Origin of the sequence: Methylobacterium sp. 092160098-2, from assembly GCF_028920805.1 — a bacterium.
Classification (GTDB): domain Bacteria; phylum Pseudomonadota; class Alphaproteobacteria; order Rhizobiales; family Beijerinckiaceae; genus Methylobacterium; species Methylobacterium fujisawaense.
Genome location: NZ_JAQPZJ010000001.1, coordinates 1,162,608 through 1,181,217, shown reverse-complemented (window position 1 = coordinate 1,181,217; position 18,610 = coordinate 1,162,608). Strand labels below are relative to the sequence as shown.

The 18,610-nt window shown below is 69.9% G+C and carries 19 protein-coding genes; 10 read left to right on the top strand and 9 right to left on the bottom strand.

Going from position 1 to position 18,610, the window contains the following annotated elements; translation table 11 throughout:
• Nucleotides 1-41: 41 nt before the first annotated feature.
• The 3 genes from PQI07_RS05455 to PQI07_RS05445 all read left to right on the top strand — a co-directional run bounded on the left by PQI07_RS05455 (nt 42) and on the right by PQI07_RS05445 (nt 2,378).
• Nucleotides 42-242: a glycine zipper 2TM domain containing protein gene (locus tag PQI07_RS05455; protein ID WP_043349362.1), complete on the top strand. Its 201-nt coding sequence runs from the start codon at nt 42-44 to the stop codon at nt 240-242.
• A 412-nt stretch (nt 243-654) separates the two neighbouring features.
• The gene (locus PQI07_RS05450; protein WP_043386991.1) at nt 655-864 is read left to right on the top strand and encodes a hypothetical protein; all 210 of its coding nucleotides are present in this window, start codon (nt 655-657) and stop codon (nt 862-864) included.
• An 899-nt stretch (nt 865-1,763) separates the two neighbouring features.
• Nucleotides 1,764-2,378 carry a DUF2147 domain-containing protein gene (locus PQI07_RS05445; RefSeq protein ID WP_043349347.1) on the top strand — a complete coding sequence of 205 codons (615 nt, stop codon included), beginning with the start codon at nt 1,764-1,766 and terminating at the stop codon, nt 2,376-2,378.
• A 13-nt stretch (nt 2,379-2,391) separates the two neighbouring features.
• Here PQI07_RS05445 and PQI07_RS05440 read toward each other — a convergent pair whose 3' ends face one another.
• Together PQI07_RS05440 and PQI07_RS05435 are read right to left on the bottom strand one after the other, a co-directional pair.
• Complete coding sequence (locus tag PQI07_RS05440; RefSeq protein WP_274926212.1) at nt 2,392-3,615, bottom strand: serine hydrolase domain-containing protein; 1,224 nt, start codon at nt 3,613-3,615, stop codon at nt 2,392-2,394.
• A gap of 51 nt (nt 3,616-3,666) precedes the next feature.
• Nucleotides 3,667-4,176: a DUF427 domain-containing protein gene (locus PQI07_RS05435; protein WP_182591164.1), complete on the bottom strand. Its 510-nt coding sequence runs from the start codon at nt 4,174-4,176 to the stop codon at nt 3,667-3,669.
• A gap of 114 nt (nt 4,177-4,290) precedes the next feature.
• Here PQI07_RS05435 and otsB point away from each other — a divergent pair, with 114 nt between their 5' ends.
• The 3 genes from otsB to PQI07_RS05420 all read left to right on the top strand — a co-directional run bounded on the left by otsB (nt 4,291) and on the right by PQI07_RS05420 (nt 6,623).
• Nucleotides 4,291-5,034 carry a trehalose-phosphatase gene (gene otsB, locus PQI07_RS05430; RefSeq protein ID WP_043349341.1) on the top strand — a complete coding sequence of 248 codons (744 nt, stop codon included), beginning with the start codon at nt 4,291-4,293 and terminating at the stop codon, nt 5,032-5,034.
• 64 nt (nt 5,035-5,098) lie between these two features.
• Complete coding sequence (locus tag PQI07_RS05425) at nt 5,099-5,503, top strand: DUF4260 domain-containing protein (RefSeq protein WP_274926211.1); 405 nt, start codon at nt 5,099-5,101, stop codon at nt 5,501-5,503.
• 118 nt (nt 5,504-5,621) lie between these two features.
• Nucleotides 5,622-6,623, top strand: coding sequence for a glucokinase (locus PQI07_RS05420; protein WP_053610495.1), 1,002 nt, complete (start codon nt 5,622-5,624; stop codon nt 6,621-6,623).
• Between the two features lie 123 nt (nt 6,624-6,746).
• Here PQI07_RS05420 and PQI07_RS05415 read toward each other — a convergent pair whose 3' ends face one another.
• Nucleotides 6,747-8,219, bottom strand: coding sequence for an MFS transporter (locus tag PQI07_RS05415; RefSeq protein WP_043349334.1), 1,473 nt, complete (start codon nt 8,217-8,219; stop codon nt 6,747-6,749).
• Nucleotides 8,220-8,378: 159 nt separating this feature from the next.
• Here PQI07_RS05415 and PQI07_RS05410 point away from each other — a divergent pair, with 159 nt between their 5' ends.
• Both PQI07_RS05410 and PQI07_RS05405 read left to right on the top strand, forming a co-directional pair.
• A complete protein-coding gene (locus PQI07_RS05410) occupies nt 8,379-8,663 on the top strand; it encodes a hypothetical protein (RefSeq protein WP_236961717.1) in 285 nt (94 codons plus the stop codon).
• Nucleotides 8,664-8,778: 115 nt separating this feature from the next.
• Nucleotides 8,779-9,720 carry a 2-hydroxyacid dehydrogenase gene (locus PQI07_RS05405; RefSeq protein ID WP_274926210.1) on the top strand — a complete coding sequence of 314 codons (942 nt, stop codon included), beginning with the start codon at nt 8,779-8,781 and terminating at the stop codon, nt 9,718-9,720.
• A gap of 229 nt (nt 9,721-9,949) precedes the next feature.
• Here PQI07_RS05405 and PQI07_RS05400 read toward each other — a convergent pair whose 3' ends face one another.
• Nucleotides 9,950-10,843, bottom strand: a complete 894-nt coding sequence (locus PQI07_RS05400; RefSeq protein WP_274926209.1) for a LysR substrate-binding domain-containing protein — start codon at nt 10,841-10,843, stop codon at nt 9,950-9,952.
• 111 nt (nt 10,844-10,954) lie between these two features.
• Here PQI07_RS05400 and PQI07_RS05395 point away from each other — a divergent pair, with 111 nt between their 5' ends.
• Both PQI07_RS05395 and PQI07_RS05390 read left to right on the top strand, forming a co-directional pair.
• On the top strand, nt 10,955-11,707 hold the full coding sequence (locus tag PQI07_RS05395; RefSeq protein ID WP_043349326.1) for an SDR family NAD(P)-dependent oxidoreductase: 753 nt from the start codon (nt 10,955-10,957) through the stop codon (nt 11,705-11,707).
• A gap of 135 nt (nt 11,708-11,842) precedes the next feature.
• Nucleotides 11,843-13,804: a cytochrome C oxidase Cbb3 gene (locus tag PQI07_RS05390; RefSeq protein WP_274926208.1), complete on the top strand. Its 1,962-nt coding sequence runs from the start codon at nt 11,843-11,845 to the stop codon at nt 13,802-13,804.
• 90 nt (nt 13,805-13,894) lie between these two features.
• Here PQI07_RS05390 and PQI07_RS05385 read toward each other — a convergent pair whose 3' ends face one another.
• The 5 genes from PQI07_RS05385 to PQI07_RS05365 all read right to left on the bottom strand — a co-directional run bounded on the left by PQI07_RS05385 (nt 13,895) and on the right by PQI07_RS05365 (nt 18,600).
• Nucleotides 13,895-14,464 (bottom strand): ClpP family protease, encoded by a 570-nt coding sequence (locus tag PQI07_RS05385; RefSeq protein WP_274926207.1) that lies wholly within the window; start codon nt 14,462-14,464, stop codon nt 13,895-13,897.
• A gap of 26 nt (nt 14,465-14,490) precedes the next feature.
• Complete coding sequence (locus PQI07_RS05380; protein ID WP_043387004.1) at nt 14,491-15,546, bottom strand: aliphatic amidase; 1,056 nt, start codon at nt 15,544-15,546, stop codon at nt 14,491-14,493.
• 223 nt (nt 15,547-15,769) lie between these two features.
• Complete coding sequence (locus tag PQI07_RS05375; protein ID WP_043353431.1) at nt 15,770-16,087, bottom strand: FmdB family zinc ribbon protein; 318 nt, start codon at nt 16,085-16,087, stop codon at nt 15,770-15,772.
• Between the two features lie 201 nt (nt 16,088-16,288).
• A complete protein-coding gene (fmdA, locus tag PQI07_RS05370) occupies nt 16,289-17,518 on the bottom strand; it encodes a formamidase (RefSeq protein ID WP_043760420.1) in 1,230 nt (409 codons plus the stop codon).
• A 62-nt stretch (nt 17,519-17,580) separates the two neighbouring features.
• Entirely contained in the window at nt 17,581-18,600 is a 1,020-nt protein-coding gene (locus PQI07_RS05365) for an alpha/beta fold hydrolase (protein ID WP_043381787.1), read from the bottom strand.
• Between the last annotated feature and the right edge of the window lie 10 nt (nt 18,601-18,610).

The following is an 18,610-nucleotide window of genomic DNA, read 5'->3' as shown; positions in this document are numbered from 1 at the left end:
ACCGCGCAGCCGTTTCCGGTCGACTGCAAGGAGACATGTCGATGACGAACCGGATCGCCTTCGCTTCTGCCCTGGCCATCGCGGCCCTGCTCACCGGCGCGCCGGCCGAGGCAAAGGGCTGCCTCAAGGGTGCCGTGGTCGGCGGCGTTGCCGGACATATGGCGGGCCACGGCAAGATGGGCGCTGCCGCTGGCTGCGCCATCGGTCACCACAACGCCAACAAGAAGGCCAAGCAGGGCTAGCCTGTCTGCACGCGATGCCGTCGTAGGCGACGGGATCGCGTAGCGACGACGCTAGTTCGACAAGTGTCTATTGCCGAGGCCGGATTCTCCCTGAGAATCCGGCCTCTTTGCATTCTCGAACCTCACCCGGTCGCACTGAGTCGATGCCGGTTGCGCGGGCGTCCTCGGGGCCAGCCCAAATCCTGGCTGCAACCTCCGCGGGTACAGCCGGAATCTCGAAACACCGCCGCTCAGCCGTCGTCGCAGCGTCTGCCCCGTTCGCCTTCGGCCACCACCAGCTTGCGTGGCCCGACGCAAGCTCCGCGCAAGCCTGCCCGTTGACCGTTCTTTCGAGCTATTCTAATTAAGAACTGTCGGGGGAACGATCCCGAAACGGTTCCACCACCCCCCAGTCAGCCGATGGAGAGACCCGATGGCCGGTACCGCGAACGCCGCTTGCGAGAGCTGCCGCTTCTTCGACGATCACAAGCTCAACGGCGCCCAGGCAAAGGGTGACGAAGGCCTCTGCCGCTTCAATCCGCCGGTCAGCCAGCCCGCCCCGGAGTCGAAGGGCCTCTGGCCGGTCGTCGCCTCCAAAGACTGGTGCGGCCACTTCACTGCCGAGATGTCCGCCGCCGAGTAATCCACCGGCTCTCCGAGCCTGCGGGATCAGTCGCCAAGCGACCATCCCGCCGCAGCGTCACGGTTGCCCGCCTGCGGTGGCCGTGCCCGCCCGAGATAGCTCCGTGCCATTGCCGGTGGTTGGCGACTTCGCTTAACGGGCCGCCGTGACAGACGTGATACGTTCGACCACCGGGGCCGATCGTTCTGCCATCGCGGCGATCTACGGTGACGCCGTCACTGCGAGCACGGCCAGCGTCGAGAGGGAGCCGCCGACGCTCTCGGAAATGAGGCGCGGCTACGAAGTCCTGCGCGGAGGCGGCTATCCCGTGTCGTGGCCGATTGAGCCGACACGGTTGCGGGCTATGCCGATGCCGGTCCCTAGCGCCAGCGCGCCGCCTGCCGCTCGACCCGCGAGGATTTGATCCACGGCGCCCGGTCGGGCCGCGGCGGGCGCCGCCCGCTTGCGACCCCGGTCGCGGGTAGCGAGCAGATCGACCGCCGAACTCTGGTCGCCATCATCGCCGACAGCGGCTCTCCCGCCTCGACTGCATTGCATGAAAGCCTCGGCTTCACGCCTGTCGCATCCTTGCGGGCGTGGCGGCCGCAAGCCCGGGCGCTGGCGCGCCGTGATGCTCATGCAGGGCGCGCTCTGACCCGACCGAAGCCTGCCGCCGACGCGGATCGGACCGCGAGCCCCCGTTTCGCAGGGCCGATTACGCCCCAACACTGCGGTTGGGTTGTCATGATGCGGACAACTTCGCGCGGGACAGGGCGGGCATGATGCGCACGTCGTCCGGTTCTCGGCTCGGCGCGGGCGCGATGGCGCGGGGAGAGCGGTCTTTCCGCGCGCGAAAGCGGTTTACGCGAGGGCGGGCGGTCAAGGCTCCATCACGACTCGCGAGGGATGGGAGTTCAGGTATGCGGTTTACATCGATCGGTCGCCGGGTTGCGCCGCTCGCAATCCTGGCGCTCTCGGCATTGGCGAGCACGGCCCAGGCCAAGACGCCCACTGATCCCAGCGGCACCTACCTGACCGAGGACGGCCGGGCGCGCGTGCGTCTCGAGAAGTGCGGGACCGCGGGCGACCGGCTCTGTGGCTACGTGGTTTGGCTGAAGGTTCCGCTCAACGACAAGGGCGAGCCGCGGATCGACTTCAAGAACCCCGATCCCAAGAAGCAGGCGCGGCCGTCGCTCGGTCACCAGCTGATCCTGGGCCTGAAGCCGAACGCGGACGCCCATTTCGAGGGCAAGATCTACAATTCCGAGGACGGCAAATCCTACGACGTCACCATCTGGACCGACACGCCCGGCGAGCTGACGGTGCGCGGCTGCCTGATCGCGTTCCTGTGCAAGTCGCAGACCTGGACCAAGGTCACCGATCTCGCGCCCGGTCAGCTCCCGGGCCCGACCAATGGTCCGAACGGTCCGCGCACCGATCCGGAGTACGCCAGCGCCGCCCCCAAGCCGACCGCCAAGGCCGGTGCCAAACCGGCCCAGAAGCCCGCCGCCACCGAGGCGCCCCCCGCGGAGTGAGGGGCACCGGCCTTCAATCGGCCAGGGCCGCGTAGGTCAGGACGCGCAGTTCGCGCCGGATCGGCAGAGCCGAAGACGGCACGAGCTGCGTCATGAGCACCACCGACAGATCCTCGGCGGGATCGATCCAGAACGCCGTCGAGGCGAGGCCGCCCCAGGCGACCTCGCCGGGCGTGCCGAGGATCTGGGCGCGGGCCGGATCGAGCATCACCGAGAAGCCCAGACCGAAGCCGATGCCGGTGTATGAAGTCTCGGCGAAGCGCGGCGTGCCCATCGCGGCCAGATCGCCCGGCAGGTGGTTCGACAGCATCAACTCCACGGTCTTGCGGCCCAGGAGGCGGGTGCCGTCGAGGGTGCCGCGGTTGAGGATCATCCGGCAGAAGCGCTGGTAATCGGCGGCCGTGGAGACGAGGCCGCCGCCGCCCGACGCGATGGCGGGCGGCTTCGCGAAGGCCGTCTCTACGGAATCGTCGAACAGGCGCAGCTGCCTTGCGCGGTCATACGCGTAGGTGGCGCAGAAGCGCGGCATCAGCTCCGGCCGGACGAAGAAGTCGGTATCGATCATGCCCAGCGGCCCGATCACCGCCTCACGGAGATAGTCGGCGAACGGACGACCGCTCAGGGCGGCCACGAACTGGCCGAGCACGTCGGTGGCGACGCTGTAGTTCCAGGCGCTGCCCGGCTGGGCGAGGAGCGGCAGCTTCGCCACCCGGGCTGTCATCTCGGCGAGCGTGCCCTCGCGCGCCAGGTAGTCGACGCCGTGCTCGCGATACTGCGCATCGACGAGGGTCGCCTCCATGAAGCCGTAGGTCAGCCCGGCCGTGTGAGTCAGCAGGTCCCGCACGGTGATCGCCCGGCGGGCCGGCTCGGTCTCCAGCTTCACCCGGTTGCCGCCCACGGCGACCCGCATCTCGGCGAATTCGGGCAGGACCCGGGAGATCGGATCGTCGAGCTGGAACAAGCCCTGCTCGTAGAGCTGCATCACCGCCACCGAGGTGAGCGGCTTGGTCATCGAGTAGATCCGCGTCACCGTATCGAGGGTGAAGGGCGTCGCCCGGGCGAGGTCGGCCTGCCCGCAGGCGCGCGCGAAGGCGACACGGCCGCGCCGCGCCACGGTGACCGACAGGCCGGCGAGCCGGCCCTCGTCGACGAGGCGGTCCATCCATGGCGCGATCCGGGCGAGACCTTCCGGGCTGAACCCGGCGCCGGTCGGATCGGTCTCGGTCAGCGCGCTCATGCGGTCTCCTCGTCGTGGCGGTCCGGAAGGTAGAGGGGGAGGGCTGGAAAATCACCAGCCCATCGTTCCGGGACCGCCCTTGAACGGTCCGACGATGCCGGGCGTGATCCACCCGCCGTAGAAGGTTCCGGGCTGCGACGTCGCCTGGGCCGCGCCGACGAAGCAGGCATCCATCGGGCCGGCGTAGAACGCGACATAGCCGGCGATCGCGCGGAAATCCGGGGTCGGGTCAGGGTAGGCCCAGGCGGCCCCGGGGACGAGACGGTCGCCGCCCCGCACGTCGAACAGTACCGCCTGGCCCTTCCACTCGCAGATCCCGCCGCGCCGCGGATTCACGAGCGTTCCCTCCGCGATGTCGGCGGGCGGCAGGTAGTAGGTCGGCGGGTGCGAGGTCTCGAGCACCCGGAAGCCGGAGACGGTCTCGGCGATCGTATCGCCGCCCAGCACCACGCGCAGTCGCTCCCGGACGGGCTCCAGCCGCGGCGGCCGCGGATAGTCCCAGACGCTCTCCTCGCCGGGCCTGACCGGATCCGGAACGGGCCGGAAGGGCGATCCTCTCATGGGAAACCTCGTGACGTGCCTGTGGGGATACAGATAGGGCGGCGCGGCCGGCGTTTGTCGTCGGCCTCGCCCGTGCTAGCCCGTCGCCGACACTCGAGCCCGGGATCGCCCGCGATGGACATCGCCCTCTTCCTCGACTTCGACGGCACGCTCACCGAGATCGCGCCGCGGCCGGACGCCGTGCAGGTCGAGCCGGGGCTGGTGGAGGATCTGGAGCGGCTCCGGGCGCGCCTCGACGGGGCGCTGGCGATCGTGACCGGCCGGCCGGTGACGGTGATCGACGGCTTTCTGACGCCGTCCCGCCTGGACGCGGCCGGCCTTCACGGCGTCGAGCGCCGGGTCGGCGGTGCGATCACGGGGGGCCAGATGGAGGATCACCCGGATCTGCGCCGGCAGGTCGCGCGTCTCCAGGCCGAGACCGCGGCGCTGGCGCGGGTCCTGATCGAAGACAAGGGCGCGTCGGTGGCGGTGCATTGGCGCCTCGCGGATCCCGACGATGCCGCTCGGGCCGAAACGCTCGTGAAGGACGCGGCGGACGCGCTCGGCCTCGCGTACCGCCTGCAACTCGGCAAGGCGGTCGGCGAGATCGTCCCGGCGCAGGCGACGAAGGCGCACGCGATCCGCGCCTTCATGGCGGAGGCGCCCTATGCCGGCCGGACACCTGTCTTCTTCGGGGACGACCGCACCGACGAGATTGCCTTCGCGTCGATCAACGAGGATGGCGGCATCGCGGTACGCGTGGGCGAGGGCGAGACCGTCGCCCGCCGCCGCCTGCCCGACCCCGCCGCCGTCCGCGCGCTGCTGCGCGACTGGGCCGCCGGGGGGGCGATCGATCCCGACGCGCTTCCGCGGGCTTGAGCCGTCTCGCCAGTCGGCCCGCGGCCCGGGCCGTCGTCCTGCGCGCCGATCATGGGGAGCCGCGATGTCGAACCGTTCCGTCGACGGCTGGCCGCGGATGCTGCTGCGGCTCGAGGGCGCCTGCATCCTGGCCGGCACCGTGTCGGTCTATGGCTGGCTCGGGCAATCGTGGTGGATCTTCGCCGCGCTGCTGTTCGTCCCCGACGTGAGCATGCTGGGCTACGCGGCCGGCCCGGTGGCCGGTGCCGTGCTCTACAACCTTGCTCACTTCCTGGCCCTGCCGCTGGTCGGCCTGTGTCTGGCGGCTGGCCTCGGCCACCCCGATCTCGTGGGATTGGCCCTGATCTGGCTCGCCCATATCGGCCTCGATCGTGCGCTGGGCTATAGTCTCAAATACGCGAGCGGATTTGGCGATACGCATCTTGGCGTCATCGGCCGGCCGCGTGACACCACGATCGCGCCGCATTGAGAGGCGGCCGATGCCGAATGGGACTTGCCCGCGCCGGGGCGCGGGGCCGATGTAGCGCCGAAGCCGCGTCGGGTGCGGATCCCGTCGGCGGCGGGACAGGTAGCAGGGGCTTGTTGCGATGTTCGAGTTTCCGGTTCTGGTCGGCGACATCGGCGGCACGAACGCGCGGTTCGGCCTGATCGAGACGGCCGGCCAACAGCCCCGCCTGCTTTCCCACGAGGCCACCGCCGACCATCCCGATCCGTCGAGCGCCATCAGGGCGTCGCTGGCGAAGGGGGGCGGGCCTTCGCCGCGCTCGGCCATCCTGGCGATCGCCGGCCGGGTCGACGGGCCGGAGATCCAGCTGACGAACGCGCATTGGAAGATCGCCGGCCAGCGCATCGCGGCGGATTTCGATCTCTCCGCCGCGGTGGTGGTCAACGACTATGTCCCGGTGGCGGCCGGTGCCGCCGATATCGAGCCCCACGACCTCACGCCCGTGGGGCCCTGTCCGCCCGTGCCCGGCGGCGCGCGGGTTGTGCTGGGCCCCGGAACGGGCTTCGGCGCGGCGGCGCTGGTGCCCTACGCGGCGCATCTCGCCATCGTGTCCACCGAGGCCGGCCACACCGATCTCGGCCCGGTCGACGCGTTCGAGGAGAAGGTCTGGCGCGTCTTGGAGCGGGTCGAGGACCGCATCACCGTGGAGACGGTGCTGTCGGGTCCGGGGCTGTCACGGCTGCACGCGGCGGTCGCCCATGTCCGGACCGGGCAGCCGCACGGGAAGATCGAGCCGGCCGCCGTCACCGAGGCGGGGCTCAACGCCACCGATCCGCATGCCGCCGAGACGCTCGAGCTTTTCGGCCGGGTGCTCGGCCGAGTCTGCGGGGATCTCGCGCTGACCTTCCTGGCGACCAGCGGCGTCTATATCGGCGGCGGCATCGCGCCCCGGATCCTCAAGGTGCTCGCGGAAAGCGGCTTCCGCGCCGCCTTCGAGAAGAAGGCGCCCTTCGCCGCCATGATGCGCCAGATCCCGACCAGCGTGATCACCGTCCACGATCCGGCCTTCCGGGGCCTGGCGGCGCTGGCGAACGAGGGCGCCAAGTTCGTCTACCACGGGCAGGTCTGGCGCAAGGAGGCGTGACGGACAGGCGCCGTCGCCGCCAACGGGGCGAGGCGACCGGCGACGGCGCCCCGTCAATGGACGGGGCGCCGCCCGGACGGCAGCGCCCCGGTCGCGGCGGCGACGGCCCGTGAAGGCCGGCGCTCAGGCCGCCGCCAGCGGCTTCGAGACCTCCTCCAGGGACTTGCCCTCCGCGGCCGTGCCCCAGATCCCGCCGACGATTGCCGCGATGAGCATCAGCACCGCGCCGAGGCCGTAGCCGAACAGGACCCAGTCCCGCGAGCCGGTCTCCACCAGGCTGCCGAACAGGAGCGGCCCCGACACGCCGCCGATGCCGGTGCCGACCGCGTAGAAGGCCGCGATGGCGAGCGCCCGGATCTCCAGCGGGAAGGTCTCGGAGACCGTGAGATAGGCCGAGCTCGCCGCCGCCGAGGCGAAGAAGAACACCACCATCCAGGCCCCGGTCTGGCCGACCGGCCCGAGCACGTCGAGGCGGAACAGCAGGCCGACGCCGGCCAGCAGCAGCGCCGAGATGCCGTAGGTGAAGGCGATCATCTTGCGCCGTCCGATCGTGTCGAACAGCCGCCCGAGCAGCAGCGGGCCCAGGAAGGAGCCGAGCGCGAAGGGCAGCAGGTACCAGCCGACATGGTTGCCGGGCACCTGATAGAAGCGTTCCAGCACCAGCGCGTAGGTGAAGAACAGGGCGTTGTAGAAGAAGGCCTGGGCGATCATCAGCGCGAGGCCGACCATGGTCTCCTTGCGGCTCGTCACGAACAAAGCCTTGAACACCTCCGAAAGGGGGGTGTGGTCGCGGGTGCGGACCTTCATGCGCTTGCTTTCGTCCACCGGCGGCAGGGTCACGCCCTCGTCGGTGAAGCGCTTCTCGATGCCGGTGACCACCCGGTCGGCTTCCGCCGCGTAGCCGTGGGTCGCGAGCCAGCGCGGGCTCTCGGGGATCCAGGTGCGCAGGAGCAGGATCACGAGGCCGATGGCGCCGCCGGTGAAGAAGGCGACGCGCCAGCCCCAGGCCGGGTCGATCACCTCGGGCTTCAGGAGCACGATCGACATGAACGAGCCCAGCGCCGCGCCGATCCAGAACGAGCCGTTGATGACGAGGTTGGTCCAGCCGCGGACCCGGGCCGGGACAAGCTCCTGGATGGTCGAGTTGATCGCCGTGTACTCGCCGCCGATCCCGGCCCCCGTGAGGAAGCGGAAGAAGCAGAAGCTCCAGATGTTCCACGACAGGCCGGTGGCCGCCGTGGCGACGAGGTAGAGGGCCAGCGTGATGAAGAACAGCTTCTTGCGGCCGATCCGGTCCGTGAGCCAGCCGAAGCCGATGGCACCGGTCACGGCGCCCACGAGGTAGCAGGAGGCGGCCAGCCCGACGTCGAACTCGGAGAAGGACATCGGCGGCTGGCGCAGGGCGCCCACCAGGGAGCCGGCGAGGGTGACCTCGAGCCCGTCCAGCACCCAGGTGATGCCCAGGGCCACGATGACGAGCACGTGGAAGCGGCCCCAGGGCAGCCGGTCCAGACGCGCCGAGATGTCGGTATCGATCACGCGGCCGATCTCCGCGCGCTCCGGCGTCCCGGATCCCCCCTCGACCTTGCTCGCCATGTCCGCGTGTCCTCCCGTCTCAAGCGTTTACTGTGCCTGGACAGTGCGCATTTACCGCGACTGTAGGCAGGTGTTGGGAACGGGTTGGAAATCGATTCGGTTCGATTTCGTCTTCACATGCGCGGCGCAGAACAGGGAGGTCCACGCGGTGCCCTTCCCATGTCCTCCCGTCCTGCCCTTTCCCGCCGCCCCCGGGCTCGGCTCGTCTTGCTGACCGTCCTGACCCTCGCGGGGCTCGCCACCGTCCCCACCGAGGGGGCGGACCGGCATCTCGAACGGCCCAAGCCGCGCGTCGCCCTGCAGGCGGCCGAGCGCTGGCGGCTGCGGCCGACGGAGCCCGTGGTGACGGTGACCGGCAGCGTCCGCAGGCGGCCCGAGACCGCGATCCCCGAAGATCGCCGGAACGTCCGCCTCGTCTACCCGGCGCTGGTCGAGGCGCGCTGACCGCGCCTGCAATCGATCTCTCGCCCACTCCATCTCGACGATCCGGATCCCGTCAGGCACAGCGCCTGCTTCGTCCGCATGTGGACGGGTTCGTCGGGACGGTGCGGAGGCGCGGATGGCGGAGGCAATCGCCCTGGTCGGGTGCAAGGGGCCGGGCCAGGAGGCGGAGTATCTGCGGATCCTGTCGGCGGCCATGCCGGAGGAGCGGCTGATCCCGTTCCGGACGATGGATGATGCGGCTCGGGCGGCGGCGCGGGTCGCCGTCGTGGCCAATCCCGATCCGGCCGAGGTGGCGGCGCTGCCGGGACTCGTCTGGGTGCAGAGCCTCTGGGCCGGGGTCGAGAAGCTCGTCGGCGCCTTCGACCGGCCGCTGCCGATCGTCCGCCTGGTCGACCGGGAAATGGCCCGCACCATGGCCGAGGCCGTGCTGGCCTGGACCTATTATCTCCAGCGCGACATGCCGGCCTACGCCCGCCAGCAGCGGGATCGGGTCTGGCGCCCGCACGCCTACCGCAAGCCGTCCGACACCACGGTGGGACTGCTCGGCCTCGGGGCGCTCGGCACCGCGGCGGCGGAGCGGCTCACCGGCGCGGGCTTCCGTGTCGTCGGCTGGAGCCGCGGCCCGAAGGCCGTGCCGGGCCTCGAGACGTTTCACGGCACCGACAGCCTCCCGGCGATGCTCGGCCGGTGCGACATCCTCGTCTGCCTCGTGCCGCTGACGCCCGAGACGCGGGGCCTGGTGGATGCTCGACGCCTCGCGGCCCTGAAGCCGGGCGCCGCGCTGATCAATTTCGCCCGCGGGCCGATCGTCGTCACCGAGGATCTGATCGCCGCCCTGGATTCCGGCCACCTCGCGCATGCGGTGCTCGACGTCTTCGGGGTCGAACCCCTGCCGGCGGACTCCCCGCTGTGGTCACATCCCGGGGTGACGGTGCTGCCGCACATTTCGGGGCCCACCGACATGGACTCGGCCGCCGCCACGGTGGCGGAGAACCTGCGGACCTATCGCCGGACCGGTCAGGTGCCGGACGGGGTCGACGCGGCTCGGGGTTATTAGGTCGCGCGTCGCGGCCGCTTCGCCCCGTCGTCCCGGGACCGCGCAGCGGTGCCCGGGATCCTGACACGCCGAGGCGCCAGGATCCTGCTCCGGCGGCGGCTCCGGATCGCCCGCCTCCGGCGTGCCTCTCCCGGTCCGAGCCCGCCTGCGGCGCCCGGAATGACGGCGCAGGTGGACGGGCGCGCCGCGTGACCTTTGCCCTTCGGATGCGCGGGGACGACGCGTGGCCTCACAGCGTCGGGAATGTCGCCGCGAGGTGGTCGATCAGCACCCGCACGGCCGGCGGCAGCCCGCGCCGGGTCGTGAAGACGAGGTGCACGATCCCAGGCTGCCCCTGCCACTCCGGAAAGACGGGAACAAGCCGGCCCGCCGCGATGGCGTCGGTGCAGGCATGGTCGGGCAGGAACGCGACCCCGAGGCCGGCGGCCGCCGCGTCGCAGAGCGCGGCGAAGTCGCCGCAGGTCAGGCGCGGCTCGTGACGCAGGGTGAAAACCCGGCCATCCGCCCGCTCCAGCCGCCAATCCGCCTCGCCCGGATCGTCGCGGGTCCCGAGGGTCGGAGCCGCGCCGAGGCTGGCGATATCGGGGCCCAGGCCGCGCGCGACTTCCGGTGCGGCCACCAGGATCCAGCGCGAGAGCCCGAGCGAGCGCATGGTCAGCGACGCGTCGCTGGTCAGATCCCGCCGGACCCGCAGGGCCACATCGATCCGCTCCTCGATCAGGTCGACGGGCCGGTCGGTCGCCACCAGCTGCAGCCTGACCTTCGGATGCCGGGAGAGGAACACGCGCACGATCGCGCCGACGATATCGATGAGGCCCGTCGGGCAGCTCATGCGGATCCGCCCGTGCGGCTCGGTCTGCGCCTCCGCGACCAGCGCCTCGGCCCGTTCGGCCTCCAGCATCATCGCCCTGCAGCGCTCGTAGAAGCCCTGGCCGACCTCGGTCACGCGGAAGCGCCGGCTCGAGCGCTCGATCAGGCGGACGCCCAGGCGCGTCTCCAGGGCCGCGACCCGGCGGCTGAGCTTCGATTTGGGCTGGTGCAGCGCCCGGCCCGCCGCGGCGAAGCCGCCATGCGCCACCACCTCGGCGAAGTAGACGTAGTCGTTCAGGTCGGCGCGGCTCATCGTTCCTCCAGCAGAACGCTGAGTGCCATATCTGCCGACTACCGGCATCATCGTTCCGTCGGCATCTCTTCAACCAGCGGCGCACACGAAGCCGAACGATGGAGAACGACGATGGCCGGCAGGTTTCAGGACAAAGTTGTGGTTGTAACGGGCGGGACCAGCGGCATCGGGCTCGCCGCCGCCCAGGCCTTCGTGGACGAGGGGGCCGCGGTGTTCATCACCGGCCGCCGCCAGGAGGCCCTCGACGCCGCGGTGAAGCAGATCGGCGGCCGGATCACCGGCGTACGCGGGGACATGGCGAACCTCGCCGACATCGACCGCCTCTATGATGCCGTTCAGCAGAAGCACGCACAGATCGACGTGGTCTTCGCCAATGCCGGCGGCGGCACCTTCGCGCCGCTGGGGGCGATCACCGAGGAGCACTACCAGAGCATCTTCGACACCAACGTGAAGGGCGTGCTCTTCACCGTCCAGAAGGCGCTGCCGCTGCTGCGGGACGGGGCGGCGATCGTGCTCACCGGATCGACAACGGGCAGCGCGGGCACGCCGGCCTTCAGCGTCTACTCGGCCACCAAGGCGGCGGTGCGCAACTTCGCCCGGAACTGGATCCTCGACCTGAAGGACCGGCGCATCCGGGTGAATACGATCAGCCCCGGCGTCACCGAGACTGCGGGCCTCGATGCGCTGTTCGGCGGCGGCGATCAGGCGGCGGCCACCAAGGATTACCTCGCCGGCCAGATCCCGGCCGGGCGCGTCGGCCGGCCCGAGGAGATCGCCCAGGCGGTGCTGTTCCTCGCCTCCGACGCGGCGAGCTTCGTCAACGGTGTCGAGCTGTTCGCCGATGGCGGGCAGGTCCAGATCTGAGGATCCGGCGCCGGCCGGGACGCGACACCCCGTCCCGGCAGTGAGGATGAACCCTGGCTTTATCCGGGGGTTGATGGCCCGGCCGTCCGAGTCCGCATCTCCGCGGGCGGGGGTCTGGAAGGACGCTCGGATTTCATGGGTTGGCCGCGCCGCATCTTGATCACCGCCGGACTCGTGACCGTCGCGGCGGGTGTCACGCTGAGCGTGGGCCGCTTCAGCTACGCGCCGATGCCCGACCGGGCGGACCTGCTCAACCCGGACCGCTACCCGATCCAGACCGCCTTCGACGTACTCGGACGGCGCATCTCGCGCGCGGAGGCGGACCGGCTCAACGGGACCGAGGCCGGACGGAAGGACCTCGCGCCGGGGAACGGCGCGGTCGCCATCGATCCTGCCATGGTCGAGCGCGGGCGGCAGGCCTTCTACCAGGAGACGTTCGGCAACGAGGTCTTCCTCACCGACGTCATGGGCATGCTCGACGGCGGGCTCACACCAACCGCGGTCGCCCTGGCGGTGGCGAAGCTCGGCGGTCAGGGAACCACAAACCTCCAGGTCGCCATGGCCAAGGACGTGCGCATCGGCGACCGCGTCTACCGGGCCGGCGAGCTGGTCCCGACCGGGCTCGACGTGCCGAGGGGCGGGGCCTTCATCATCGGGATCAAGACCTTCTCCGACCGCGGCCACCTGCGCATGGGCATCACCTGCGCCCTGTGCCACGCGGCGGTCGATCCCGGCACCGGCAAGGTCGTGGAGGGCGCGCCCAATACCGACCTCAATGCCGGGCTGCTGATGGCGCTCGCGAAGAACTCGTCGGCCTACTTCATGCACGCCAGCGTGCCGGAGGCCGATGCCCGGCCTTCCGCCGACCCGCAGCATACCGGCGCGACCGGGACGGGGTCGGCGCTGCCGGACGCCGCTTCCGTCGAGGCGGCCACGAAGGTGCAGGTGGCGAGTTGGCCGCCGGGCAGCTTCGACTCCTCCGCCGACCGGGTCACCAACCCGACCTCGATCCCGTCGAGCTTCTCCGCCCACGGCGAGCCCTACAGCTGGAGCGGCCGCGAGGCGATCGGGCCCTTCGCGGGCCTGTCCTCGCTGAACAACAACGTCCACGCGGCCAATTCTGACACGACCCAGCTCGCCGCCGCCGCGCCCTGGCTGTTCGGCATGGATCCCGAGACGTATCTCGGCATCGTGCTGCGCGGCGCGGCCACGGAGGCGTTCCGCTTCAAGCCGGAGGGTGGCCGGAGCCCGTCCGAGGTGCTGCACAGCGTCGATCCGACCCCGGCCTCGCCGGGCCTGAACAGCTACGCGGTCCTGCCGACCTATCCGGCGACCAATTACGTCACCGACAACGGCCTGTTCACCTCGGTGCCCGGGGAGCCGGTCAACCACGCCAACAACGCCATGTCGGCGTTCCAGAACCTGCTGCACCCGCCCGCCGCCGGACGGGATCCCGAAACGGTGCGCGCCGGGCGCGCGGTGTTCGAGAAGGCCGGCTGCGGGACCTGCCATGCCGGGCCGGCGCTCACCAACCACCGGATCGTCCCGGAGGCCGAGATCGGCACCGAGCCGACCCGGGCCCGGGCGGGCGCCAAGATGGAGGCGCGCCTGTCGCCGCCGACGATGTTCGCCACCGACACGCCGTTCCCGGTCCCGGTCGATCCGGTGATCGTCCCGGTGCCGCTCGCGGGCGACGCGCTGGCGCAGGTGCAGCTCGCCTGGGGGCAGGGGGGCACGGAGGGGGGCTACAAGGTGCCGAACCTCGTGGGCCTCGCCTGGACGGCGCCGTATCTGCACGATTCCGGCGTGGCGGTCGGGCCCGATGCCGAGGGCCAGCTCGGCGTCCCGGGCACGCTCTACAGGGGCGTCGCCCCCGATCCGGCCAACAGCCTGCGCGCCCTGGTGGACCGGGATCTCCGGGCCAAGGTGATCGCCGCCAACGCGGCCTCGGATACGGCGCGGATCGCCCGCGTCACCGGCAAGGGGCATGCCTTCTGGGCGGATGCCGGTTCGGGCGTCTCGCCCGAGGATCAGCGGGCGCTGATCGCCTATCTGCTGTCGGTCGATCGTCTGACCGAGCCGGCCGCGACGCCCTGATCCGGGCGGTGCCACCGGTGGTCCGGGTCACTGCATCGGGGAGCCCTCGCCGCCCCGCCGCATGGCCGGGCGCAGCGCCTCCCGCGCGGTTCAGATGACCGCCTCGATCAGGCCCCGCCGCTTGGCCTCCTCGGCCTCGAGGTACCAGTTCGACGGTGCCTTCTCGAGCACTTCGTCGAGGGTCACGTCCGAGCCCTGGATCAGGTTCGAAAACCCCTCGTTCTGGATCGCGATCGAGCACTGGATCTCATTGAGCGTCGCCGTCACGGAGGCGATGCAGGTGGTGAGCGGCCCCTCGATCTGGAGCTGCTTGTTCATCTTGCGCTCGTGGATCATCAGCCGCGTGCCGCAGGTCAGGTATCGGTTCGGCCGGGCGAAGAAGCTCATGAAGGTGGTGCCGGCCGAGTAGATCGCCGCCTTGCCGAGGAAGACGAACCGCCGATCTGAGTCCATGGCGCTGTTGAAGCGGATGTCCTCGCCCATCATCCGGGCCACCTCCGGATCGCCGCCGAGCGTCGTGAGCTCGACGACGACGATCTCGCGGTCGGCCGCCGCCCCGAGCTGGCGGCGGAAGTCGCGGTACATGTCGTAGTCCACCGCGCCCGACAGCAGGACGGCGGGGGCCCGGAACGCGGTGGGGCCGAGGGGCGTCGTGTCCATGGTTCTCCTGATCGAATGACCGGCGTTCAGCGTGCCGGGTCGGGGGGACCCTCGCCCTTGCCCACGAAGGGGATACCCGCGATCGGGCATTCCTCCGTGCCGACGCTCTGACGGGTAATGGCCCGCACCGCGTCGCGGGTTCCGTCGGGATCCTCGATCCAGCGCCGGTAGAAGTCGTAGGGGCATTCCGACATCCCGTGCCGGTTCTCCTTCGAGTTGATCATGCCCGTGTAGCCGCGGTGCAGGAGCTTGAAGAGGTGGTTCTCCGACTGGCCGTGGGCGCGGAAATCCCGGATCAGGAACTTCGACAGGGCCGCGTACTGGATGCCCATCTCCTCCTCGCCGCACTCGCCGAGGGTTCGGCCGTCGAAGCCGATGATCGCCGAGTGTCCGAAATAGGTGTAGACGCCGTCGAACCCGGCGGCATTGGCCACCGCCACGTAGGTGTTGTTGGCGAAGGCCATCGCCTTCGAGATGACGATCTGCTGCTCTTTCGCCGGGTACATGTAGCCCTGGCAGCGGATGATCAGCTCGGCGCCCCGCATGGCGCAGTCGCGCCAGATCTCCGGGTAGTTGCCGTCGTCGCAGATGATCAGGCTGATCTTCAGTCCCTTCGGCCCGTCCGACACGTAGGTGCGGTCGCCCGGATACCAGCCCTCGATCGGCGTCCAGGGCATGATCTTGCGGTACTTCTGGACGATCTCTCCCTGGTCGTTCATCAGGATCAGGGTGTTGTAGGGCGCCTTGTTGGGGTGCTCCTCGTGGCGCTCGCCGGTGAGCGAGAACACGCCCCAGACCTTGGCCTCCCGGCAGGCGGCGGCGAACACCTCGGTCTCGGCGCCTGGAACCGTGGAGGCGGTCTCATACATCTCGGCGGCGTCGTACATGATGCCGTGGGTCGAGTATTCGGGAAAGATCACGAGGTCGAGGCCGGGCAGGCCGCTCTTCATGCCGACGATCATCTTGCCGATCGCCTTGGCGTTCTCCAGCACCTCCGCGCGGGTGTGCAGGCGCGGCATCTTGTAGTTCACGACGGCGACGCCGACGCTGTCCTGGCTGGACGAGATGTCTCCGTGCATCATGGCGTGATGTCCTCCTGAGGATTGTTGCGCCGAGGCGCGCCGTGACCCTCCCCCCTCTGCGGGGGAGGGTACCCTGCGCAGCAGGGGGGGAGAGGGGCAGCGCGACGCGGCAGGATCGCGCGTCCGTCGCGACAAATCCGGATGCGGCGCTCCCCTCTCCCGACCCTCGCTGACGCGAGGGCCACCCTTCCCCGCAGAGGGGGGAGGGCCATGCGCGTCCGACTTAGTGGCTGATCATCCAGGGCCGCGCCTTCGGGAAGCTCTTGGCGGCGGCCGGGGCCGCGGTCGCCTTCTTGGGGGTGCAGCAGCCGCAGCCGGCCCCGTGGCTCCCCGAGCGACGGGGCGCGTGGCGGCTGCGCTCGTTGGTGGCGTGGGCGGCCCGCAGCCCCGCATCCATGCCGGCGATGCGCGGCGCGGTGAGGAAGGCGCGCTGGCTCGAGCTGCCGCAGTCCGGGCAGGCATGCGGATCGCGGAACTCGGCCATCGGCCGCATCACCGTGAAGGGCCCGCAGGCCTCGCAAGCGTAATCATAGACGGGCATGGCGACGCTTTCAGAAAGGCTGCCGGATCAGACCGCTGTCGGGCGAAACGCGGGTTCCCTCTCCCGTGCGGGAGAGGGACAGGGTTGAGGGATGCGACCTCTCCGGAAAGACCGGGTCCCTCACCCCAACCCTCTCCCGCACGGGAGAGGGGGCAGGTCGCGTCCGATGAAAGCGGGCGCGACACGCAGCAGACGGCCTGATCACAGATCCGGCGAGAGCGGCATCTGGATCGAGCCGTCGAGGAACTGGGTCGGTCCGTCGGCGCCCGGGTTGATGTCGAACTCGAAGATCTTGGTCGGTATCCAGAGCGTCGCGCACGCGTTCGGGATGTCGACCACGCCCGAGATGTGCCCCTGGACCGGCGCCGTGCCGAGGATCGAGTAGGCCTGCGCGCCCGAATAGCCGAACTTCTTGAGGTACTCGATCGCGTTCAGGCAGGCCTGCCGGTAGGCGATGTGGACGTCGAGGTAATGCTGGCCGCCGCTCTCGTCGACCGAGATGCCCTCGAAGATCAGGTGATCGTCGTATTTCGGCGTGATCGGCGACGGCTTGAAGATCGGGTTCTTGATCCCGTACTTCGCCATGCCGTCCTTGATCAGCTCGACCTTGAGATGGACCCAGCCGGCCATCTCGATGGCGCCGCAGAAGGTGATCTCGCCGTCGCCCTGGCTGAAGTGGAGGTCGCCCATCGAGAGGCCGGCGCCGGGAACGTAGACCGGGAAGTAGATCTTCGAGCCGCGCGACAGGTCCTTGATGTCGCAATTGCCGCCGTGCTCGCGGGGCGGGACGGTGCGGGCGCCGGTGGCCGCCGCGGCGTCTTTCGCGTCGCCCTTCAGGCGGCCCATATGGGCGGTCGGCCCGAAGGGGAGGGTAGCCAGCGCCGGCACGCGCTCCGGATCGGTGTCGTAGAGCGCCTTCTCGCGGGTGTTCCAGGTCTCCAGCATCTTCGGATCGGGCAGGCAGCCGATCAGGCCGGGATGGATCAGGCCCGGGAAGCGCACGCCCGGCACGTGGCGGGACTTGGTGAACATGCCCTCGAAGTCCCAGATCGACTTCTGGGCCTGCGGGAAGTGCTCGGTGAGGAAGCCGCCGCCGTTCTTTTTTGAGAAGAAGCCGTTGAAGCCCCACTGGCTCTCGGGCTTTGCGCCGATGTCGAGGAGATCGACCACCAGGAGGTCGCCGGGCTCGGCGCCCTCGACGCCGATCGGACCCGAGAGGAAGTGGACGATCGACAGGTCGATGTCGCGCACGTCGTCGGCGGAATCGTTGTTCTTGATGAAGCCGCCGGTCCAGTCGTAGGTCTCGACGATGAAGTCGGCGCCCGGCTTCACATAGGCGACCATCGGGATGTCCGGGTGCCAGCGGTTGTGCACCATGTCGTTGTCGTAGGCCGATTGCGTGAGATCGACCTTGATCAGCGTCTCGGGCATGTTCTGTCTCCAGCTCCCTAGAACCTTGGGGCGGACCCCATCCGCGCGCCGGTGCGCGAATCTCACCCGCTCGCGAGCAGCTCGTTCAGCGCGTCGTCGAGGACCTTGATGTCGTCCGGGCTGGTGCCGGGCCCGCCCGCGAAATGGCCCCACCACGTGTCGATCACGCGCAGCTCCGCGTTCGGCATGGCAGCCGCCTCGATGGCGTTGTCCTCGGGCGGGAAATACAGATCCGTGGAGGCGGGCATCAGGATCGCCTTGGCGCGGATGGCGCCGAGCGCGGCCTTGAAGTCGCCCTTGAAGGTGTCGTTGGCGCTGATGTCGCCGTGCTGCCACGTCCACAGCATGGCGAGCAGGTTGTTGGCGTCGCGTTCGTAGAACAGGCCTTCCCAGAACCCGATCAGGAAGTCCTCCAGCGAGGCGTAGCCCATGTGGGTGATGTCGGCCTCGAGCCGGTAGAAGGTCTGCGACAGGCCCCAGCCGGCATAGACCCGGCCGAAGGCGCGCAGCCCCCGCGTCGGCGGGCTCGTGTACCAGCCCTCCGCCCAGGCGGCGTCGGCCTGAAGCGCCGCCTTGGCGCCCTCCAGGAAGACGTAGTTGTGCCGCGAGCACTTGGCCGAGCCCTGAAACGGCAGGATCTTCGGCACCATGTCGGGGTACATCGACGCCCAGTGGTAGGTCTGGAGCGCCCCCATCGACCAGCCGGTGACCAGAACCAACTTCTCGATGCCGAAATGCTCGGTGACGAGGCGGTGCTGGGCGCGGACGTTGTCGTAGGCGGTGACGTTGGGGAAGCGCGGCCCGTTCCAGGGCGCGGGCGTGTTGCTCGGCGAGGACGAGAGGCCGTTGCCGAACATGTTCGGGATGATGATGAAGTACTTGTCCGGGTCGAGCGCCTTGCCGGGGCCGATCAGCCATTCGTTCTCGGTGTGCTGGCCCGAGTACCAGGTCGGGTAGACGATGGCGTTGTCCTTGGCGGGGCTCAGGGTCCCGAAGGTCTTGTAGGCGAGCTTGGCCGCGCGCAGCGTCTTGCCGCACTGAAGGACGAAGTCGCCGAGTTCAAAGATCTCGTAATCGGCCATTCCGCGCTCC

Coding starts and splice junctions, on each gene's coding strand:
- PQI07_RS05400 (WP_274926209.1), bottom strand. CDS start 10,843: ATGAGCCGCGCCGACCTGAACGACTACGTCTACTTCGCCGAGGTGGTG.
- fmdA (WP_043760420.1), bottom strand. CDS start 17,518: ATGCCCGAGACGCTGATCAAGGTCGATCTCACGCAATCGGCCTACGAC.
- PQI07_RS05415 (WP_043349334.1), bottom strand. CDS start 8,219: ATGGCGAGCAAGGTCGAGGGGGGATCCGGGACGCCGGAGCGCGCGGAG.
- PQI07_RS05405 (WP_274926210.1), top strand. CDS start 8,779: ATGGCGGAGGCAATCGCCCTGGTCGGGTGCAAGGGGCCGGGCCAGGAG.
- PQI07_RS05455 (WP_043349362.1), top strand. CDS start 42: ATGACGAACCGGATCGCCTTCGCTTCTGCCCTGGCCATCGCGGCCCTG.
- PQI07_RS05420 (WP_053610495.1), top strand. CDS start 5,622: ATGTTCGAGTTTCCGGTTCTGGTCGGCGACATCGGCGGCACGAACGCG.
- PQI07_RS05380 (WP_043387004.1), bottom strand. CDS start 15,546: ATGATGCACGGAGACATCTCGTCCAGCCAGGACAGCGTCGGCGTCGCC.
- PQI07_RS05425 (WP_274926211.1), top strand. CDS start 5,099: ATGTCGAACCGTTCCGTCGACGGCTGGCCGCGGATGCTGCTGCGGCTC.
- PQI07_RS05450 (WP_043386991.1), top strand. CDS start 655: ATGGCCGGTACCGCGAACGCCGCTTGCGAGAGCTGCCGCTTCTTCGAC.
- PQI07_RS05395 (WP_043349326.1), top strand. CDS start 10,955: ATGGCCGGCAGGTTTCAGGACAAAGTTGTGGTTGTAACGGGCGGGACC.
- PQI07_RS05445 (WP_043349347.1), top strand. CDS start 1,764: ATGCGGTTTACATCGATCGGTCGCCGGGTTGCGCCGCTCGCAATCCTG.
- PQI07_RS05390 (WP_274926208.1), top strand. CDS start 11,843: ATGGGTTGGCCGCGCCGCATCTTGATCACCGCCGGACTCGTGACCGTC.
- PQI07_RS05435 (WP_182591164.1), bottom strand. CDS start 4,176: ATGAGAGGATCGCCCTTCCGGCCCGTTCCGGATCCGGTCAGGCCCGGC.
- PQI07_RS05375 (WP_043353431.1), bottom strand. CDS start 16,087: ATGCCCGTCTATGATTACGCTTGCGAGGCCTGCGGGCCCTTCACGGTG.
- PQI07_RS05440 (WP_274926212.1), bottom strand. CDS start 3,615: ATGAGCGCGCTGACCGAGACCGATCCGACCGGCGCCGGGTTCAGCCCG.
- PQI07_RS05410 (WP_236961717.1), top strand. CDS start 8,379: ATGTCCTCCCGTCCTGCCCTTTCCCGCCGCCCCCGGGCTCGGCTCGTC.
- PQI07_RS05385 (WP_274926207.1), bottom strand. CDS start 14,464: ATGGACACGACGCCCCTCGGCCCCACCGCGTTCCGGGCCCCCGCCGTC.
- otsB (WP_043349341.1), top strand. CDS start 4,291: ATGGACATCGCCCTCTTCCTCGACTTCGACGGCACGCTCACCGAGATC.
- PQI07_RS05365 (WP_043381787.1), bottom strand. CDS start 18,600: ATGGCCGATTACGAGATCTTTGAACTCGGCGACTTCGTCCTTCAGTGC.